Origin of the sequence: Streptomyces sp. NPDC052109, from assembly GCF_040680195.1 — a bacterium.
Lineage (GTDB): Bacteria > Actinomycetota > Actinomycetes > Streptomycetales > Streptomycetaceae > Streptomyces.
On the sequence record NZ_JBFAWF010000019.1, the window covers coordinates 29,905 to 46,434 of the forward strand.

The 16,530-nt window shown below is 73.0% G+C and carries 14 protein-coding genes; 6 read left to right on the forward strand and 8 right to left on the reverse strand.

Annotation, left to right across the window (positions count from 1 at the left end; translation table 11 throughout):
• Positions 1-69 precede the first annotated feature (69 nt).
• Both AB0L59_RS30695 and AB0L59_RS30700 read right to left on the reverse strand, forming a co-directional pair.
• The gene (locus tag AB0L59_RS30695; RefSeq protein WP_365589885.1) at positions 70-1,689 is read right to left on the reverse strand and encodes a cation acetate symporter; all 1,620 of its coding nucleotides are present in this window, start codon (positions 1,687-1,689) and stop codon (positions 70-72) included.
• The gene (locus AB0L59_RS30700; protein ID WP_365589886.1) at positions 1,686-2,042 is read right to left on the reverse strand and encodes a DUF485 domain-containing protein; all 357 of its coding nucleotides are present in this window, start codon (positions 2,040-2,042) and stop codon (positions 1,686-1,688) included. Before AB0L59_RS30700 ends, AB0L59_RS30695 begins: the two co-directional genes overlap by 4 nt.
• A 259-nt stretch (positions 2,043-2,301) precedes the next feature.
• On the opposite strand from AB0L59_RS30700, the gene AB0L59_RS30705 reads away from it, so the two are divergent.
• The 4 genes from AB0L59_RS30705 (at position 2,302) to AB0L59_RS30720 (ending at position 8,072) form a co-directional block, all read left to right on the forward strand.
• Positions 2,302-3,831, forward strand: a complete 1,530-nt coding sequence (locus tag AB0L59_RS30705; RefSeq protein WP_365589887.1) for a S8 family serine peptidase — start codon at positions 2,302-2,304, stop codon at positions 3,829-3,831.
• Positions 3,832-3,920: 89 nt separating this feature from the next.
• Positions 3,921-5,444: a S8 family serine peptidase gene (locus tag AB0L59_RS30710; protein ID WP_365589888.1), complete on the forward strand. Its 1,524-nt coding sequence runs from the start codon at positions 3,921-3,923 to the stop codon at positions 5,442-5,444.
• A gap of 143 nt (positions 5,445-5,587) precedes the next feature.
• A complete protein-coding gene (locus AB0L59_RS30715; protein ID WP_365589889.1) occupies positions 5,588-6,961 on the forward strand; it encodes a CoA transferase in 1,374 nt (457 codons plus the stop codon).
• 100 nt (positions 6,962-7,061) lie between these two features.
• On the forward strand, positions 7,062-8,072 hold the full coding sequence (locus tag AB0L59_RS30720; protein ID WP_365589890.1) for a CopD family protein: 1,011 nt from the start codon (positions 7,062-7,064) through the stop codon (positions 8,070-8,072).
• A 4-nt stretch (positions 8,073-8,076) separates the two neighbouring features.
• Here AB0L59_RS30720 and AB0L59_RS30725 read toward each other — a convergent pair whose 3' ends face one another.
• The 6 genes from AB0L59_RS30725 to AB0L59_RS30750 all read right to left on the reverse strand — a co-directional run bounded on the left by AB0L59_RS30725 (position 8,077) and on the right by AB0L59_RS30750 (position 14,619).
• Complete coding sequence (locus AB0L59_RS30725; protein WP_365589891.1) at positions 8,077-9,126, reverse strand: zinc-dependent alcohol dehydrogenase family protein; 1,050 nt, start codon at positions 9,124-9,126, stop codon at positions 8,077-8,079.
• 412 nt (positions 9,127-9,538) lie between these two features.
• Positions 9,539-10,249, reverse strand: a complete 711-nt coding sequence (locus AB0L59_RS30730; protein WP_365589892.1) for a VIT family protein — start codon at positions 10,247-10,249, stop codon at positions 9,539-9,541.
• Positions 10,250-10,388: 139 nt separating this feature from the next.
• Positions 10,389-11,618: an amidohydrolase family protein gene (locus tag AB0L59_RS30735; RefSeq protein ID WP_365589893.1), complete on the reverse strand. Its 1,230-nt coding sequence runs from the start codon at positions 11,616-11,618 to the stop codon at positions 10,389-10,391.
• Entirely contained in the window at positions 11,615-12,925 is a 1,311-nt protein-coding gene (locus AB0L59_RS30740) for an amidohydrolase family protein (RefSeq protein ID WP_365589894.1), read from the reverse strand. Before AB0L59_RS30740 ends, AB0L59_RS30735 begins: the two co-directional genes overlap by 4 nt.
• Before the next feature lie 12 nt (positions 12,926-12,937).
• Positions 12,938-13,822: an SDR family NAD(P)-dependent oxidoreductase gene (locus tag AB0L59_RS30745; RefSeq protein ID WP_365589895.1), complete on the reverse strand. Its 885-nt coding sequence runs from the start codon at positions 13,820-13,822 to the stop codon at positions 12,938-12,940.
• The gene (locus AB0L59_RS30750; RefSeq protein ID WP_365589896.1) at positions 13,822-14,619 is read right to left on the reverse strand and encodes an acetoacetate decarboxylase family protein; all 798 of its coding nucleotides are present in this window, start codon (positions 14,617-14,619) and stop codon (positions 13,822-13,824) included. The genes AB0L59_RS30745 and AB0L59_RS30750 overlap by 1 nt, the downstream gene beginning before the upstream one ends.
• 103 nt (positions 14,620-14,722) lie before the next feature.
• On the opposite strand from AB0L59_RS30750, the gene AB0L59_RS30755 reads away from it, so the two are divergent.
• Both AB0L59_RS30755 and AB0L59_RS30760 read left to right on the forward strand, forming a co-directional pair.
• Positions 14,723-15,388, forward strand: coding sequence for a TetR family transcriptional regulator (locus AB0L59_RS30755; protein WP_365589897.1), 666 nt, complete (start codon positions 14,723-14,725; stop codon positions 15,386-15,388).
• A 117-nt stretch (positions 15,389-15,505) separates the two neighbouring features.
• On the forward strand, positions 15,506-16,498 hold the full coding sequence (locus tag AB0L59_RS30760) for a DEDDh family exonuclease (RefSeq protein ID WP_365589898.1): 993 nt from the start codon (positions 15,506-15,508) through the stop codon (positions 16,496-16,498).
• Positions 16,499-16,530 lie beyond the last annotated feature (32 nt).

Below are 16,530 nucleotides of genomic sequence, written 5' to 3' on the forward strand. Positions count from 1 at the left end.
CCGACGAGGTACGCCGGGGCCGCGTCGTAGGACCGTACAGTCCCGCACGACGCGGCCGTCGTACGAACGTCAGTGGGCTCCGGTGCCGGTCAGGGAGCGCACCTCCAGTTCGGCGTACTTGCCCGCGTCCGGGACCTCCTTCGACAGCAGGGTGCCCACGGCGCCGAGCAGGAATCCGACCGGGATGGAGATGATCCCGGGGTTCTCCAGCGGGAACCAGTGGAAGTCGACGCCGGGGAACATGGAGGCCGGGCTGCCGGAGACCACCGGGGAGAACAGCACCAGGCCGACCGCCGTGACCAGGCCGCCGTAGATCGACCACAGGGCGCCGGCGGTGGTGAACCGCTTCCAGAACAGGCTGTAGAGGATGGTCGGCAGATTGGCGGAGGCGGCGACCGCGAAGGCCAGGGCGACCAGGCCGGCCACGTTCAGGTCGCGGGCCAGGGCGCCGAGGAGGATCGAGACCGCACCGATGCCGACGGTCGCCCAGCGGGCGGCGCCGATCTCCTGCTTCTCGGTGGCCTGCCCCTTCTTGATGACGTTGGCGTAGATGTCGTGCGCGAAGGAGGAGGACGAGGCGAGGGTGAGGCCGGCGACGACCGCCAGGATCGTCGCGAACGCGACGGCCGAGATGGTGGCGAGCAGGACGGCGCCCCAGTCGGAGTCGACGCCGCCCAGGTGCAGCGCGAGGAGCGGTGCCGCCGTGTTGCCCGCCTTGTTGGAGGCGATGATCTCGTCCGGCTTGATCAGGGCCGCCGCGCCGAAGCCGAGGGCGAGGGTCATCAGGTAGAAGGCGCCGATGAGACCGATCGCCCAGATGACCGACTTACGCGCGGCCTTGGCCGTGGGCACGGTGTAGAAGCGGATCAGGATGTGCGGCAGGCCCGCGGTGCCCAGGACCAGGGCGATGCCGAGCGAGATGAAGTCCAGCTTGGTGGTACCGGTGGCGCCGTACTTCAGGCCGGGCTCCAGGAACGCCGAGCCCTTGCCGCTGTTGTCGGCGGCCCTGCCGAGCAGGTCGGAGATGTTGAAGTGGAACTTCAGCAGGACCAGGAAGGTCAGCAGTACGGCGCCCGCGATCAGCAGGACCGCCTTGACCATCTGGACCCAGGTGGTGCCCTTCATGCCGCCGATCGTGACGTACACGATCATGAGGAGGCCGACCAGGGCGACGATGCCGATCTTGCCGCCGTCGCTGGTGATGCCCAGGAGGAGGGAGACCAGGACGCCCGCGCCCGCCATCTGGGCGAGCAGGTAGAAGATCGAGACCACGATGGTGGAGGTGCCGGCCGCCGTGCGCACGGGGCGCTGGCGCATGCGGTACGCCAGCACGTCGCCCATGGTGTAGCGGCCGGAGTTGCGCAGCGGTTCGGCGACCAGGAGCAGGGCGACGAGCCAGGCGACGAGGAACCCGATGGAGTACAGGAAACCGTCGTAGCCGAAGAGGGCGATGGCGCCGGCGATCCCGAGGAAGGACGCGGCGGACATGTAGTCGCCGGAGACGGCGAGTCCGTTCTGGAAACCGGTGAACTGCCGTCCTCCCGCGTAGAAGTCGGCGGCGTCCCTGGTCTGGCGGCCCGCCCAGACGGTGATGACGAGGGTCGCGGCGACGAACACCGAGAACAGCGTGATGATCAGCGGCCGGTGCTGGCCCGCCTCGCCGGCGGCCAACGTGATCGTGGGGCTCATGCGCCGCCCTCCATCCGGGACTTGATGGCCTCCGCCTTGGGGTCGAGCTGGGATGCGGCGTGCCGCGCGTACCACCAGGCGATGAGGAAGGTGGTGAGGAACTGGGCCAGGCCCAGGACGAGGGCCACGTTGATGTTGCCGGCCACCTTGGTGCCCATGAAGCCGCCCGCGTAGTTGGAGAGCAGCACGTAGAGCAGGTACCAGGAGGCGAAGGCGACGGTCAGCGGGAAGGCGAAGGAGCGGTGGGCGCGGCGCAGTTCGCCGAACTCCGCGCTCTGCTGCACCTCGGCGAACTCCTCGGTGGACGGAAGGGGGACCCCCGGTGTCGCGGGGGGCGGTGTCTCGGTGGCCACGGAGTCTCCTCGCGTTGCGGATGCGATGACGGACGGGGGCTCGATCGTGCTGGCGCCCCCTGTCCGAGGTCCACGGCGCCACGCGAAAACCGGTTCAAGTCCTATGAGTTGTTTCGCAAGCGGTCTGGTCGAGCCATTGCCAAGTCATTGCCGTCCGGTGAGCCGTGGGGATAGCTTCTGCCTGCACCACCCGCCATGTACCTGCCCGAGAACCACCTGTGTCTCGGGCGGTTTCGTATCCGGATGATGTGGAGATCCCATGGTTCATCTGCGCTCCAGACGCCGGCTCGCGCTCGCCGTGCCCGTCGTGCTGTCGCTGACCGCCTCGCTCGGCCTCCTGCCGGCGGCGGCCTCGGCGGCGCCCGCCGCGGCCCGGGCGGCGCGGGCGGCGGACGACGGCCCGAACCTCGCGTACGTGGTCAACGCCCGTACGGATCACGGCACGATCGAGTCCGTGCGGCGCGAGATCATCCGCAACGGCGGCTCTGTCGTGGCCGGTTACGACAAGATCGGGGTGATCGTCGCGCACTCGGCGAACCCGGGCTTCGCCGCGCGGATGCGCGCGGTGCCGGGGGTGGACTCGGCGGGCGCCACGCGTACCGCGCCGTTGAGCGCGGCGGGGACCACCGACGAGGGAGCGGTGCAGGTCCTGTCGAAGGCGGAGGCCGCGCAGCTCGCGGGGAGCGCCACGACGGGCGAGGAGCCGTACGAGGCCGACCAGTGGGATCTGCGGGCGATCGGCGCCGACAAGGCCGCGCGGATCAACCCGGGCAGCAGGAGCGTGACCGTCGGCGTCATCGACACCGGCGTCGACGACACCCATCCGGACATCGCCCCGAACTTCTCCGCCTCCCAGTCGGCGAACTGTGTGAGCGGCAAGGCGGACACGACCTACGGCGCCTGGCGCCCGGCGGACGCCGACCACTACCACGGCACCCATGTGGCCGGCGAGATAGCGGCGGCCCGCAACGGCATAGGCGTGGCCGGTGTGGCACCGGGCGTGAAGGTCGCGAGCATCACGGTGGCCCAGCCGGACGCGACTCAGCTGTTCTACCCGGAGAGCGTGGTCTGCGCCTTCGTGTTCGCCGCCGACCACGGCGTCCAGATCACCAACAACAGCTACTACGTTGATCCTTGGATGTACAACTGCATGGACGATCCCGATCAACGCGCCATCGTTGACGCGGTCAACAGAGCCCAGTTGTATGCACAGCGCAAGGGCACGCTCAACGTGGCCTCGGCGGGCAACTCCAACGACGACCTGGCCGCCCACGCGCTCACGGACGACTCCAGTCCCGACGACTCGACGGCCACGACCCGCACGGTCGACCCGCACGAGTGCTTCGACGTGCCGACCCAGCTGCCCGGTGTGGTGACCGTGAGCGCGGTGGGCGTGAAGGGTGCCAAGTCGTACTACTCCAGCTACGGCCAGGGCGTGATCGACGTGGCCGGGCCGGGCGGTGACAAGTACCAGATCCCGGACACGCCGTCGAAGAACGGCCGCGTCCTGTCCACGCTGCCGAACGACCAGTACGGCTTCCTCCAGGGCACCTCGATGGCCTCCCCGCACGTGGCCGCGGTCGCCGCACTGCTGAAGTCGGCGCACCCGCACGCCACTCCGGCCCAGCTGCAGGCCCTGCTGAAGGCCGAGGCGGACAACCCGGGCTGCCCGAGCGGCCCCTACGACGGCGACGGGGACGGGGTCGTGGACGCGACCTGCGTCGGCGGCAAGCGCGTCAACGGCTTCTACGGCTTCGGCGTGGTCGACGCGCTGCGCGCGGTCGAGTAGCCGGCCAAGTGGCCGGCAACCAGCCGCATCCCTCCCGGACTTCCCGCACGGCACGCTCGTCCCGCGAACGAACTGGAGAGAACCGACTCATGACAGCGCCCAAGCCGCGCTTCCGCCGCGCCCTCGCGATCCCAGCCGGTACTGCCCTGGCCGCGGCTCTCGCGTTCCTGCCGAACGTGACCGCCTCCGCCGCTGAGGCCACCCCGGCGGCCACCGCCGACGGGCCCCTGCTCAGCTACGTCGTCAACGTCCGCCCGGGCAACGGTGTCTCCGCGCAGGTGCAGAAGGCGATCGCCCAGGCCGGCGGTTCGGTGGTGATCGCGTACGACCAGATCGGTGTGGTCGTCGTCCATTCCGCCAGCCCCGACTTCGCCCGGAGGATCCGCACGGTGCGCGGGGTGGACTCGGCCGGTGCCACGCGCAACGCGCCGCTGCCCGCCCAGTCCACCACCGACGTGGGCACGCCGAAGGCGCTCGACGCCGAGCAGGTCGCCGAGGCCGGCGCGAAGGCGACGGCGGGGCAGGACCCGCTGGAGCCGCTGCAGTGGGATCTGCCGGCCATCAAGGCGGACAAGGCGCACGAGAAGACCCTCGGCAGCCCGGACGTCACGGTCGCGGTCATCGACACCGGCGTCGACGACACCCATCCGGACATCGCTCCCAACTTCGACCGCGCGGCCTCCGCCAACTGCGTCTCCGGCAAGCCCGACACGACGGACGGCGCGTGGCGGCCGAGCGCGTCGGAGAGCCCGCACGGCACGCACGTGGCGGGTGAGATCGCGGGTGCGAAGAACGGCGTGGGCATCACGGGCGTGGCGCCGGGCGTGAAGGTGGCCGGCATCAAGGTCGCCGATCCGAACGGGTACTTCTACACCGAGGCCGTGGTCTGCGGCTTCGTGTGGGCGGCCGAGCACCACGTCGACGTGACCAACAACAGCTATTACACCGACCCGTGGTACTTCAACTGCACCACCGACCCCGACCAGAAGGCCCTGGTGGACGCCATCACCCGGGCCTCGCGGTACGCGGAGAAGAAGGGCACGGTCAACGTCGCGGCGGCGGGCAACGAGAACTACGACCTCGCCGCCGAGTCGATCACCGACCCCGTCTCCCCCAACGACGGCACCCCGTCGGACCGCGTGATCGACCCGCGCACCTGCTACGACATACCGACCCAGCTGCCGGGAGTCGTGACCGTCGCGGCGACCGGCGCGAAGGGCCTGAAGTCGTCCTTCTCCAACTACGGCCTCGGTGTGATCGACATCGCCGCGCCCGGCGGCGACTCGACCGCGTACCAGAAGCCGGAGCCCCCGGCGACCAGCGGTCTCGTCCTGGGCCCGCTGCCGGGCGGCAAGTGGGGCTACATGGCCGGTACGTCGATGGCGACCCCGCACGTCGTGGGTGTCGCCGCATTGATCAAGTCGACCCATCCCCACGCCCCGGCCTCGCTCGTCAAGGCACTGCTGTACGCGGAGGCCGACGCCACGCCGTGCACGGACCCGTACGACATCAACGGTGACGGCAAGGTCGACGCGGTGTGCGAGGGGGCGAAGAACTACAACGGCTTCTACGGCTTCGGCACGGCGGACGCGCTGGCCGCGGTGACCGAGTAGGGCGCCGCCGCGGGTGGGTGGCCACGGCGTGCTCCGGCCACCCACCCGTACGGCGTGATCCACTGGATCCCCGCCCGCACACGAGGCTGAGCCACCAGCTTGATTCAATCAATATTGATCAATCAATAATGCATAGTGTAGTCATGACGGACATCCAGTCGGCATGGACTGCACTGGGCGGCGATCCCGCCCTCGTCTCCCGGGTGACGGCGGTCGAGCGTCCCGGCACCCTGGCGGCACGGCTTCCCGTACGGCAGCTGGCGCGCGCGTGCGTGGGTGCCTGCGCGCTGGCCGCCGCGGAACTGGCGGCCCGCCGGGCCGGACGCACGGTGCCCGGCGTCCGCGTCGACGACGGCGCCGTGGCGGCGGCCTTCCACAGCGAACGGAACCTGCTGGTCGACGGGCGGGCCCCGGTCGCCTTCGCGCCGCTCTCGCGGTTCTGGCGGACGGCCGACGGCTGGGTGCGCACCCACGCCAACTACCCGCACCACCGGTCCCGCCTGCTCGGCGCGCTGGACCTGCCGGCGGACGCCTCGGTGGAGACGGTGGCCACCCGGTTCGCCGAGCTGTCCGCGGTGGAGGCCGAGGACGTGGTCTACGCCGCCGGCGGCCTCGCCGTGGCCCTGCGCACCCCGCAGGAGTGGCAGGCGCACGAGCAGGCCGCCGAGGTGGCCGCACGACCGCTCGTCGAGCGCGAGCGAACCACCGCGGCACCCGCGCGCGTGCTCGCGCCGCTGGATCCGGCCGCCGCTGCCCTGCTGCCCGCCGCCGGGCTGCGCGTGCTGGACCTGACCCGGGTCCTCGCCGGCCCCGTCGCCACCCGCACCCTCGCCCTGCTCGGCGCGGACGTACTCCGCCTGGACGCCCCGTGGTTGCCCGAACATCCTGACCAGCACGCCGACACCGGCTTCGGGAAGCGGTCAGCCACGCTCGACCTGGGCAGCGACCCCGGCACCTTCGAGGAACTGCTGGCGACGGCCGACGTCGTCGTCACCGGCTACCGGCCGGGCGCTCTCGACCGGTTCGGGCTCTCCCCCCGGGCGCTGTTCGCGCGCCGGCCCGGACTGGTGGTGGCGCAGATCTCGGCGTGGGGTGCGTACGGTCCCTGGGCGGGGCGGCGCGGCTTCGACAGCCTGGTGCAGGTCGCGACCGGCATCGCGGCGACCGAGGGCTCGGCCGGGGAGCCCGGCGCGCTGCCCGCGCAGGCGCTGGACCACGGCACCGGCTATCTCCTGGCGGCGGCCGTCCTGCGGGCGCTGACCGAGCAGTCGTACGACGGGGGCGGCCGGTCGGTGCGGCTGGCGCTGGCCCGGACCGCGCGCTGGCTGACCGACGGGATCCGGCCGACCGCGGCCACGGGTGCGGCCTACGAGGGCCCGGACGCGTGGCTGGCCGAGACGGACGGTCCGCTGGGCCGGCTGCGGTACGCGCTGCCCCCGGTGTCCTTCGCCGGCGGCCCCGCCGACTGGGCGCGGCCTCCGGTGCCCTGGGGATCGGACCGCGCCCGTTGGCGGTGAGCGCGAGGGCGGCCGGAAACGTACGTATGCAGGGAATTCCGTACTGCCAGTTGTTTTCCGGGACTTGCCCGGTTCTGCGGCGGCTGGCGAAGATCACGGGGTGAGCTCGATACGACCGATCCCCGAGGTGACCGACGAAGAGGGCCCCGTCCGGCGGTCCGGCACCGGCCGGGCCGTCGCCCTGCTGGCACTGGTGGCGCTGGGCGCCCTGATCCCCCTGCTCGGGCCGTCGGCGGCGCTGCACGGCACCGGAGAGGCCGCCGCGCCCGGGGTGGGAGGCATCGGGGTGCTGCGCGCGGTGCTGTTCGCCGCCCTGAGCGTGCCCCTCGGCGAGCTGTTCGTGCACCGGCTCGCCCGCCACCTGCCCGGCATGCCGCCCGAACGGCCGCGCAGCTGGGCCCCGTTCACGACGGCCGCCGGTTTCGTGGCCGCGCTGGCGCTCGCCTCGGTGGTGTCCGCCGGCGATCTGATCCCGCACACTCTCGGCCAGATCGACGTCGGCGGCCTGTACGGCTCGCGCGACGGCAAGGTGGCCCTGCTGGAGGTCAACGCCTTCCTGCTGGCCGCACTGTGCGCGTTCTCCCGCCGCCCGGCGGCACAGATGTGGCCGCTGGCCGCGGTGGTGGTCGCGGAGGCGCTGCGCGCCCACCCCACGACCGAGCAGAGCCCGCTGACCGGCTCGGCGCTGACGCTGGTGCACCTGACGTGTGCGGCCCTGTGGACCGGCGGTCTGCTGCACGTCCTGCGGCTGGTCGGGCTGTGGCGCGGCGACCCGGCCGGGGCCGCGCTGCTCGGCCGTTACGCGCGCGTGGCGGCCGTCCTGCTCGCGGCCATCACCGCGACGGGTGTGTGCAGTTCGCTGCGCCGCATGCCGTCGGCCACGATCCTGGACCAGCTGACGACGACGGCGTACGGGCGCACCCTGCTGGCCAAGGTGATCCTGGTCGCCGCCGTCGCGCTGCTCGCTCTGTGGGCGCGGATCCGGCTGCGCCGGTCGGCCGACCCGCTGACCGCGTCCGTGCCCGCGCGAGCCGAGGTGGTCGCGCTGGGCGCGGTCGTCGCGGTGTCGGGGCTGCTCACGGCGCTGCCGGTGCCGATCCGCTGGAGTTAGCGGGTCAGCGGCCGTTGGTGACCAGGACCTTGAGGGCGGTGCGCTCGTCCATGGCCTTGTAGCCCTCGGGCACGCCCTCGATCCCGACGGTCATGTCGAAGACCGGCGAGGGGTCGATCGTGCCGTCGAGGACGTCCGGCAGCAGGTCCGGGATGTAGGCGCGGACCGGGGCGACACCGCCGCGCAGGGCGATGTTCCGGTCGAACATGACGCCGAGGTCGAGGCCGGTGCCGCTGCCGTGCGGCACGCCCACGAAGCCGATCGCGCCGCCGTCGCGGGTGATGTTGACGGCCGTCCGCATGGACTGCTCGGTGCCGACGGCCTCCACGACGGCGTGCGCGCCCTGCCCGCGGGTGAGTTCACGGACGGCCTCGACGGCCGCGTCCCCGCGCTCGGCGACGACGTCGGTGGCCCCGAAGCGGCGCGCGATGTCGGTGCGGACCTCGTGCCGGCCGAGCGCGACGATCCGCTCGGCGCCGAGCCGCTTGGCGGCCAGGACGGCGCACAGGCCGACCGCGCCGTCGCCGACGACGGCGACGGTGGCGCCGGGGCGAGCGCCCGCGCCGAGGGCCGCGTGGTGGCCGGTACCGAGGACGTCGGAGAGGGTCAGCAGGGCGGACAGCAGATGGTCGTCGGAGGCCGCGTCCTTCGGCAGCTGGACGAGGGTGCCGTCGGCGAAGGGCACGCGCACGGCCTCGCCCTGGCCGCCGTCGTAGCCGACGGAGCCCCAGAAGCCGCCGTGCTCGCAGGACGTCGTCAGGCCCTCGCGGCAGTAGTCGCAGACGCCGTCGGACCACATGAACGGCGCGACCACCAGGTCACCGCGCCGGACGGTGCTCACCTCGGAGCCGGTCTCCTCGACGACGCCGAGGAACTCGTGCCCGATGCGCTGGCCGGGCTGCCGGGCCGCCTCTCCGCGGTAGGCCCACAGATCGCTGCCGCAGATGCAGGCGCGCAGCACGCGCACCACGGCGTCGGTGGGCAGCTGCACCACGGGCTCGGGAACGTCCTCCACGCGCATGTCGTACGGGGCGTGGATGGTGGTGGCGCGCATGGCGAGGGTCCTTCTCGTGCGGGATCGTGCGGTGTGCTCCGGGGGTGGTCGAGCGCACCTCACGGTACGCCGCCGCCTGCCGGCTCCGCGCGCCGAGGGTGCGTGTGTGCGGGTCAGCGCCCGCGGCGTCCCGTGTTCGCCGCGGGCGTGGGACCCCGGCCGCCCGTCCCGCGGGTCCGGACCGGCGGCGCCCGCGCGACGGGGCCGCACACCGGATGCGGCCTCGCCCGTCCCGGGGCTGCCCTGCCGCCGAGGGTACGTGTGTGCGGGTCCGTGTTGGCCGCGGGCGTGGGACCCCGGCCGCCCGTCCCGCGGGTCCGGACCGGCGGCGCCCGCGCGACGGGGCCGCACACCGGATGCGGCCTCGCCCGTCCCGGGGCTGCCCTGCCGCCGAGGTGCTCGAGTACCGGGGTCAGACGCCCGCCGCGCCCAGCAGGCGGCCCGCCGCGTAGGTGACCCCCATCGCCAGCGCACCCCCCACCACGTTGCGCAGCACCGCCCGCTTGGGATCCGCGGAGCCGAGCCGGGCGCTGCTCCATCCGGTGAGGACGAGCGCGGCCAGGACGGAGACGACCGTGACCCCGAGCCGCCAGGCGGCCGGGGGCAGCACGATGGCCAGCAGCGGCAGCAGCGCGCCCACCGTGAACGCGAGGAAGCTGGCCCAGGCCGCGTGCCAGGGGTTGGTCAGCTCACCCGGGTCGATGCCGAGCTCCACGCGCGCGTGCGCCAGCAGCGGGTCCCGCGCGGTGAGCTGTTCGGCGGCCTCCCGGGCCACCTCGCGGGACAGGCCGCGTTCGTGGAGCAGCGTGGTCAGCTCCTGAAGCTCGGCCTCCGGCTGCTCCCGCAGTTCCCGCTTCTCCACGGCCAGCGCGGCCACCTCGGAGTCACGCTGGGTGGAGACGGAGACGTACTCGCCGGCCGCCATGGACATGGACCCGGCGAGCAGGCCCGCCAGCCCGGCGGTGAGGAGAGCGGACCGGCTCTGGGTCGCGCCGGCCACGCCGACGACGATTCCCGCGGTGGAGACGATGCCGTCGTTCGCGCCGAGCACGGCGGCCCGCAGCCAGTTCAGCCGCGAGCCGAGCGCGCCCCCGTGGGCCTCTTCGTGGGTGGGTTCCGTCACAGCAGGGAGGATCGCACTCCTGGGACCACCGGCGCCGCACCGACGCTCGCAGGCGCGTACGGCCACCGGCCGGCCGGCCGCCGCCACGCACCGGCACCACCCGCTCCCCCGCACCCCTTGCGCCCCACCAGTAGTCCCGTCACCACACCCGCAGCGACGCGCCCCGGGCGAAGACCGGACTGGTGGCGTCCGCCGGGGGTTCGGTCAGCGGCTCGGCGACCTCCGCCACCGTGGGACCCGCCTTCGCCGCGACGGTGTCGAGGAGGTCGAGGTCGAAGCCGTAGACGCGGGCCGCGTTGCCGCCGAGCATGGCCGCGACCTCCTCGCGCGGGACGCCCGCGTAGGCGAACCGCAGGGCCTCGCGGGTGTGCGGATGGGTGCCCTCGTCGTGCGGGTAGTCGCTGCCCCACATGATCTTGTCGACGCCGATGCGGTCCCGCAGCGGCACCTCGTGCGGGCGCATGAAGCTGGCGCCGACGAAACAGTGGTCCCGCCACACCTGCGAGGGCGGCGCACCCATGCCGTCGGCCAGGCCGGCGCCGAACTTCGCCTCGGCGGTGCCGGCCTGCGAGGCGGCCGCGACCAGACGGCCGTGGTAGTAGTCCAGCATGCCGAGCACCCCGGGGATCCAGCCGGAGCCCTGTTCGGTGAGGACGAGTCTCAGCTCGGGGTGCCGGCGGAAGGCGCCGCCGAACACCAGGTGCCACAGGGCACGGTGGGAGAACCAGGTCGTCTCCACCATGAACACCGCGCGTGCGGCCGGTTCCTCGCCGAGCGGCGGGGAGGCCGAGCCGGCGTGGTGGTTCACGGGCAGGCCCAGCTCCGCGCACGTGGCCCAGATCGGGTCGTACGTCCGCGAGTACAGTTCGGGCAGCCCGGAGCCGGGCGGGGTGCCGGGCAGCATCAGTCCGCCCTTCAGGCCCGCCGAGGCGGCCCACCGGATCTCCTTGACGGCCTCCTCGACGTCCCCGAGCAGGATCTGGAAGACGCCCGCCCGGCGGCCCGGCGCGGCCGCGCAGAAGTCCGCGAGCCAGCGGTTGTGGGCGCGCAGTCCGGCCCAGCGGCGTGCGAAGTCCTCGGGGCCGGGCGGCGGGGCCATGAGGGAACCCGACGGGAAGAACGGCGGGATGGTGTTCGGGAAGATCACCTCCGCCACGATCCCGTCCGCCTCCAGCTCCGCGAGGCGCCGCTCGGAGTTCCAGTTCCGGTCCGCGGAGTCGGACAGCAGGTCCTCGTAGGGGTTGACGTAGGTGGCGGCCCAGACGTCGAAGTCGTCGTGGTGGCGCTTCTCCAGGTACGGCCTGTAGTCGAGGAGGTCGGCGCCGGCATGGCAGTCGGCGGAGATCACCGTGTAGCGGTCGCCGCTCATCGCGTCACCCCCGGCGCGGTGAAGCCGGGGCCGGTCCCCAGCACGGGGAAATCGTGGTCCGTCAGCCAGTGCCGGCCCACCTCTCGCGAACGCGCCCAGGACGCCTCGACGGCCGCCTGGTCGTCCGGCTGACCGAGGTCCGCCGGGGTCGGGCCGATGCGGCGGGCCAGCGGCGCGAGCGTGTCCACGTCGAAGCCGAAGACCTCGGCGGCGGAGAGGCCCAGCATGCGGCGGGTCTCGGTGACGGGGATGTCGTGGAAGGTGCGGCGCAGCCACGCGCGCGTGTCGGGCCAGGTGCCCTCCGGGTGCGGGAAGTCGCTGCCCCAGAGGATGTTGTCGACGCCGATCTCGTACCGCTGGGCCAGTTCGCGCCGCTTGGTGTTGGTGGCGCAGACGAAGACCTGCCGGTCGAGGTACTCGTGCGGCGGGCGCTTGAGCTCCTCGAACGGGGAGAGCTTCTTGCCGCCGTGCGCACCCAGGTAGAGGCGGTCCATGAACCACAGCAGGTTCGGCAGCCACCAGCAGCCGGACTCGGCGACGCCGAAGCGCAGGCCCGGGTGGCGTTCGAAGACGCCGGACCAGAGCAGGAACCACAGCGGCCGGGCCGGCCACCAGGTCACCTCGCTCACATAGATGCCGAGGTGGTCGCCGTACTCCGCGCGCGGGGCGGCGCCGGAGTGGGTGAGCACCGGCATGCGGCACTCGGCGGCGGCCGCCCACACGGGGTCGTAACGGCGGTCGTGGTACGGCTCCTTGTCCGCCCACATGGCCGGGATCATCAGGGCGCCGAGGCCGGAGGCCTTGGCCCGGCGGATCTCGGCGACGACCTGGTCCACGGGAGCCGTGACGGGCAACAGGGCGACTCCGCGGTGCCGTTCGGGGTGTTCGGAGACGAAGTCCGCGAGCCAGCGATTGTGCGCCCGCGCGCCCGCCAGGCCGAGTTCCGGGTCCTGGTCGCCGGAGAGGCCGAGGCCGACGCCGAAGGGTGCGGCGGTGCGGCTGTCGACGGCGTCGGCGTCCGGGAAGACCACCTCGGCGGCCACCCCGTCGCCGTCCAGTTCCTTCAGACGCTGTGCGGTGTCCCAGCCGCCGCGCAGGCCTTCCTCGTTGTCCCGGAACCACCGGTCGGCGAAGGCCTCGTTGCGGACACCGAGCCGGGTCATCTCCTCCCGGCGCCGGCCCTGGCCCTCGAGGAACTCGTCGAACTCCCGGTGGAAACGGGACTCCAGATAGGGACGGTACTCCTCGGTGGGCAGCCCGGCGTGGCAGTCGGAGGAGATGATCAGGTACGGGTCGTCGGCGCTCATCACGGCCCCCTCTCAGTCCAGGACGAAGCTTTCGAGGTACGACGGGTTCGCCCGGTCCAGCATCGACCGGGCCCGGGCTCGGATCTGGGCGTCGCTGTGCTCGCTCGCCGGCAGCAGCCAGAAGCGGCCGGCGCGGATGCCGTCCACCACCAGTTCGGCGACCTCCTCGACGGGCGTGAAGCGGACCTCCTCGCCGGCCGCGCGCATCGCCGCCTCCCACTGGTCGAGACTGCGGTACGGCGTCCTGCGCGGCCGCCGTTTGGCGTAGCGGGCGGGGCGGTTGCGATGCGACTCCCACAGGCCGGTACGCAGCATGTGCGGCCCCGGGAAGAGCACGGAGGCGCCCACGCGCGCGTCCTCGGCCTTCAGATGGGCGTAAAGGGACTCGGTCAGGGTGACGACGGCCGCCTTGGTGACCGCGTACACGGAGGCGGTCGGCAGCGGTGCGATGCCGCCGTCACCGGAGGACGTGTTGACCACATGACCGGGTTGACCCGACTTGATCATCCTGGGCACGAACGCCTGGACGCCGTGGAAGACACCCCACACGTTGACGGCGAAGGCCCACCGCCAGTCGTTCGGGTCGTGCTCCCACATCCGGCCCTCGGCGCCCGAGCCGACGCCCGCGTTGTTGCACAGGACGTGCACGGCGCCGTAGGTGTCGTACGCCGCCTCGGCCAGCTCCATGACCTGGGCGCGCTCGCCGACGTCGGTCACGCGCGCGTGCACGTCGGCGCCCTCCGCGCGCAGGGTGGCCGCCGCCTTGCCGAGCGCGGCCTCCTCCACGTCGGCGAGGACCACCCTCAGGCCCTCGGCGGCGAACCGCCGGGCCATCGCGAGCCCGATCCCGCTCGCCGCGCCCGTGACGACGGCGACCTGTCCGGCTCCGAGGTCCATCAGGCACTCCCCTCGGGCGGCGCGTCGAGGATCTGCAGCGGATCGTCGTAGCGCTGGTGGACGTACGGCAGCAGGGCCTGGGCGTCGACGCGTTCGACGACCCTGCCGCTCTGGTCGCTGGTCTTCTCGCCGACGGTGATCTCACGCAGCCGCAGCACCGGAAGGTCGGCCACGGGGTCGTACGCCGACTCGCGCAGCACGACCTCCCCGGCGACCCGCTCCAGGCGGCGCACCGTCTCGTGGCGCACGCAGTGCACCAGCACCGGATCGGTGTCGAAGCCGGAACCGTCCACGGCGGGAAGGAACTTGAAGTAGAAGTCGGTCTTGCGGGAGGGCCCGGGTACGGGCAGTTCCCCGCTCACCGCGCCCCGCACCTCGACGAACGTGACACCGTGCCGGGCCAGGGCCGCGCGCACGCCCGGGCCGTCGCGCTCGACCGTCACCTCGCCGAGCTTCTTCGGTTCACCGAAGACCTCACGCCCGCCGGTGAGGGCGCGCTCGTGGGTCATCGGCATGACCAGCGGGTACCAGCCCTGGACCGTGCCGTGGGCGGCGGCGACCGCGACCGAGCCCGCGCCGAGCGGCTGTCCGGGCAGGGCGACCTCGCTGATGTTCACCCGGACGAGCGGACCGCCGGTGGGTTTCAGGGGTGGTGGCAGGACCGCGGCGACCGCGTCGGGGTCGGTCTCCCAGACGGCCACCACCCCGGTGGACCAGATGCCGGGGAGCCGCGCGCTCGCGGTGCGCGTGGCGGCGATCTCCCGCTCGGTCCGTGCGCCGTACCGTACGCGTGCCATACGCCGTACCGCCCTTCTCCTGACGGACCGTCACCTGTAACAGGGTTACAGCAGACTTCGCGCGGGGTAAAGACGGGCGTACGGACGGGAGTCGGGGGGCACCATGGCGAGCGGTGCGAGAAGTGCGCTGACCCGGGAGGCGGTGCTGGACGCGGCCGCCGGACTGGTGAAGCGGCACGGGCCGGACGCGCTCACCATGCGGGGGCTCGCCGCGGAGCTGGGCACCGCCGTGACGTCGATCTACTGGCACGTCGGCGGCCGCGAGACCCTGCTCGACGCCCTGGTGGAGCGGACCGTGGCCGAACTCGGCGAGATCCGGCCCGCCGGGCGCACGCCCGAGCAGCGCGCGGTCGCCGTCGCCCGCGACCTGCGCCGGCAACTGCGCGACCAGCCGCATCTGGTGGCCCTGGTGCACGAGCGGGGGCTGACCGAGCGGAGGTTCCTGCCCGCCCAGCGGGCCCTGGTGCGCGAGGCACACGCGGCCGGGCTGCGCGGTACCCGGGCCGCCGAGTTCGTGCGGGCCGTGCAGTTCCAGGTCGTCGGGCACGTCCTGGTGGAGCGCAACCGCGAGCGGGCCCCCGCGCAGCACCCCGGCGAGCAGGAGCTGTGGAGCCCCGAGACCGCCGGGGACGACCCCGCGCTGGCGCGTGCGCTGGCCCGACCGGTGGACGCCGAGCGGCTGTTCGAGACGGCCGTACGAGCACTGGTGCGGGCCCTGCTGGCACCGGCCGGCCCCTCGTCCGCCCGCCCGTCCGACCCGGCCCGCTGAGAAGCGCGGGACGGGCGCGCACGCGCGTGCGAGGTTCGAGCGGCCGAGCCGCCCAACAGGCTCGCGGACCGCCCTGAAGGTCAGGACTGTCAGTCGTGGCCCGTATCCTCAGTGACCATGCTCGAAGACCGTGCGACCGCAGTGTCCTCCCCCACCCAGTGGCCGGCCGCGTATCCGAAGGGATACGCGGTCGTTGACGTGGAGACCACCGGCCTGGCCCGGGACGACCGGATCATCTCGGCGGCCGTCTACCGGCTGGACGAGCGCGGCGAGGTCGAGGACCACTGGTACACCATGGTCAACCCGGAGCGCGATCCGGGGCCCGTGTGGATACACGGTCTGACGAGTGAGGTGCTCGAAGGGGCGCCGCTCTTCACGGACATCGCCGAGGAGTTCGCGGCCCGGCTGGACGGCCGGGTGCTGGTCGCGCACAACGCCGTCTTCGACTGGCAGATGATCGCGCGCGAGTACGCGCGCGCGCAGCGCGAGGCGCCGGTGCGTCAGCGACTGTGCACCATCGCGCTGTCGAAGGAGCTGGGCCTGCCGCTGCCCAACTTCAAACTGGAGTCGCTGGCGGCGCACTACGGGGTCGTGCAGCAGCGGGCGCACCACGCGCTGGACGACGCGCGCGTGCTGGCGGAGGCGTTCCGGCCCAGCCTGCGGGCCGCGGCGGCGGGCGGCGTACGGCTGCCGCTGCTGGAGTGCCGGCCGCTGACGGAGTGGTCGGACCGTCCGGTGCCCCGGCAGCCGACCGGCGGGCAAGGGGGCTACGGCGGTTACCGGCCGAGCAGTTGGCGCCCCTCCCGTAAAAGGCCCCTGTGCCCCCACCCCAACCCAGGGCGCTACGAAGACGGCAAACCACTCAAACAGGGCATGCGGGTCGCCTTCTCCGGGGACACCTCCGTCGACCGCGAGCTGCTGGAGGACCGGGCCACCGAGGCCGGTCTGCACGTGGCGTCCAGCATCTCCCGGCTGACCAGCCTCCTGGTGACCAACGACCCCGACTCGGGCACGTCCAAGGTGGTCAAGGCGCGGCAGTTCGGCACGCCGGTCGTCGACGAGGCCGCGTTCGGGCAGTTGCTGCGCGATGTCGAGCCCGCCGACGAGTGATCGTACGAATGAGTGATCGGCACACGACTCAC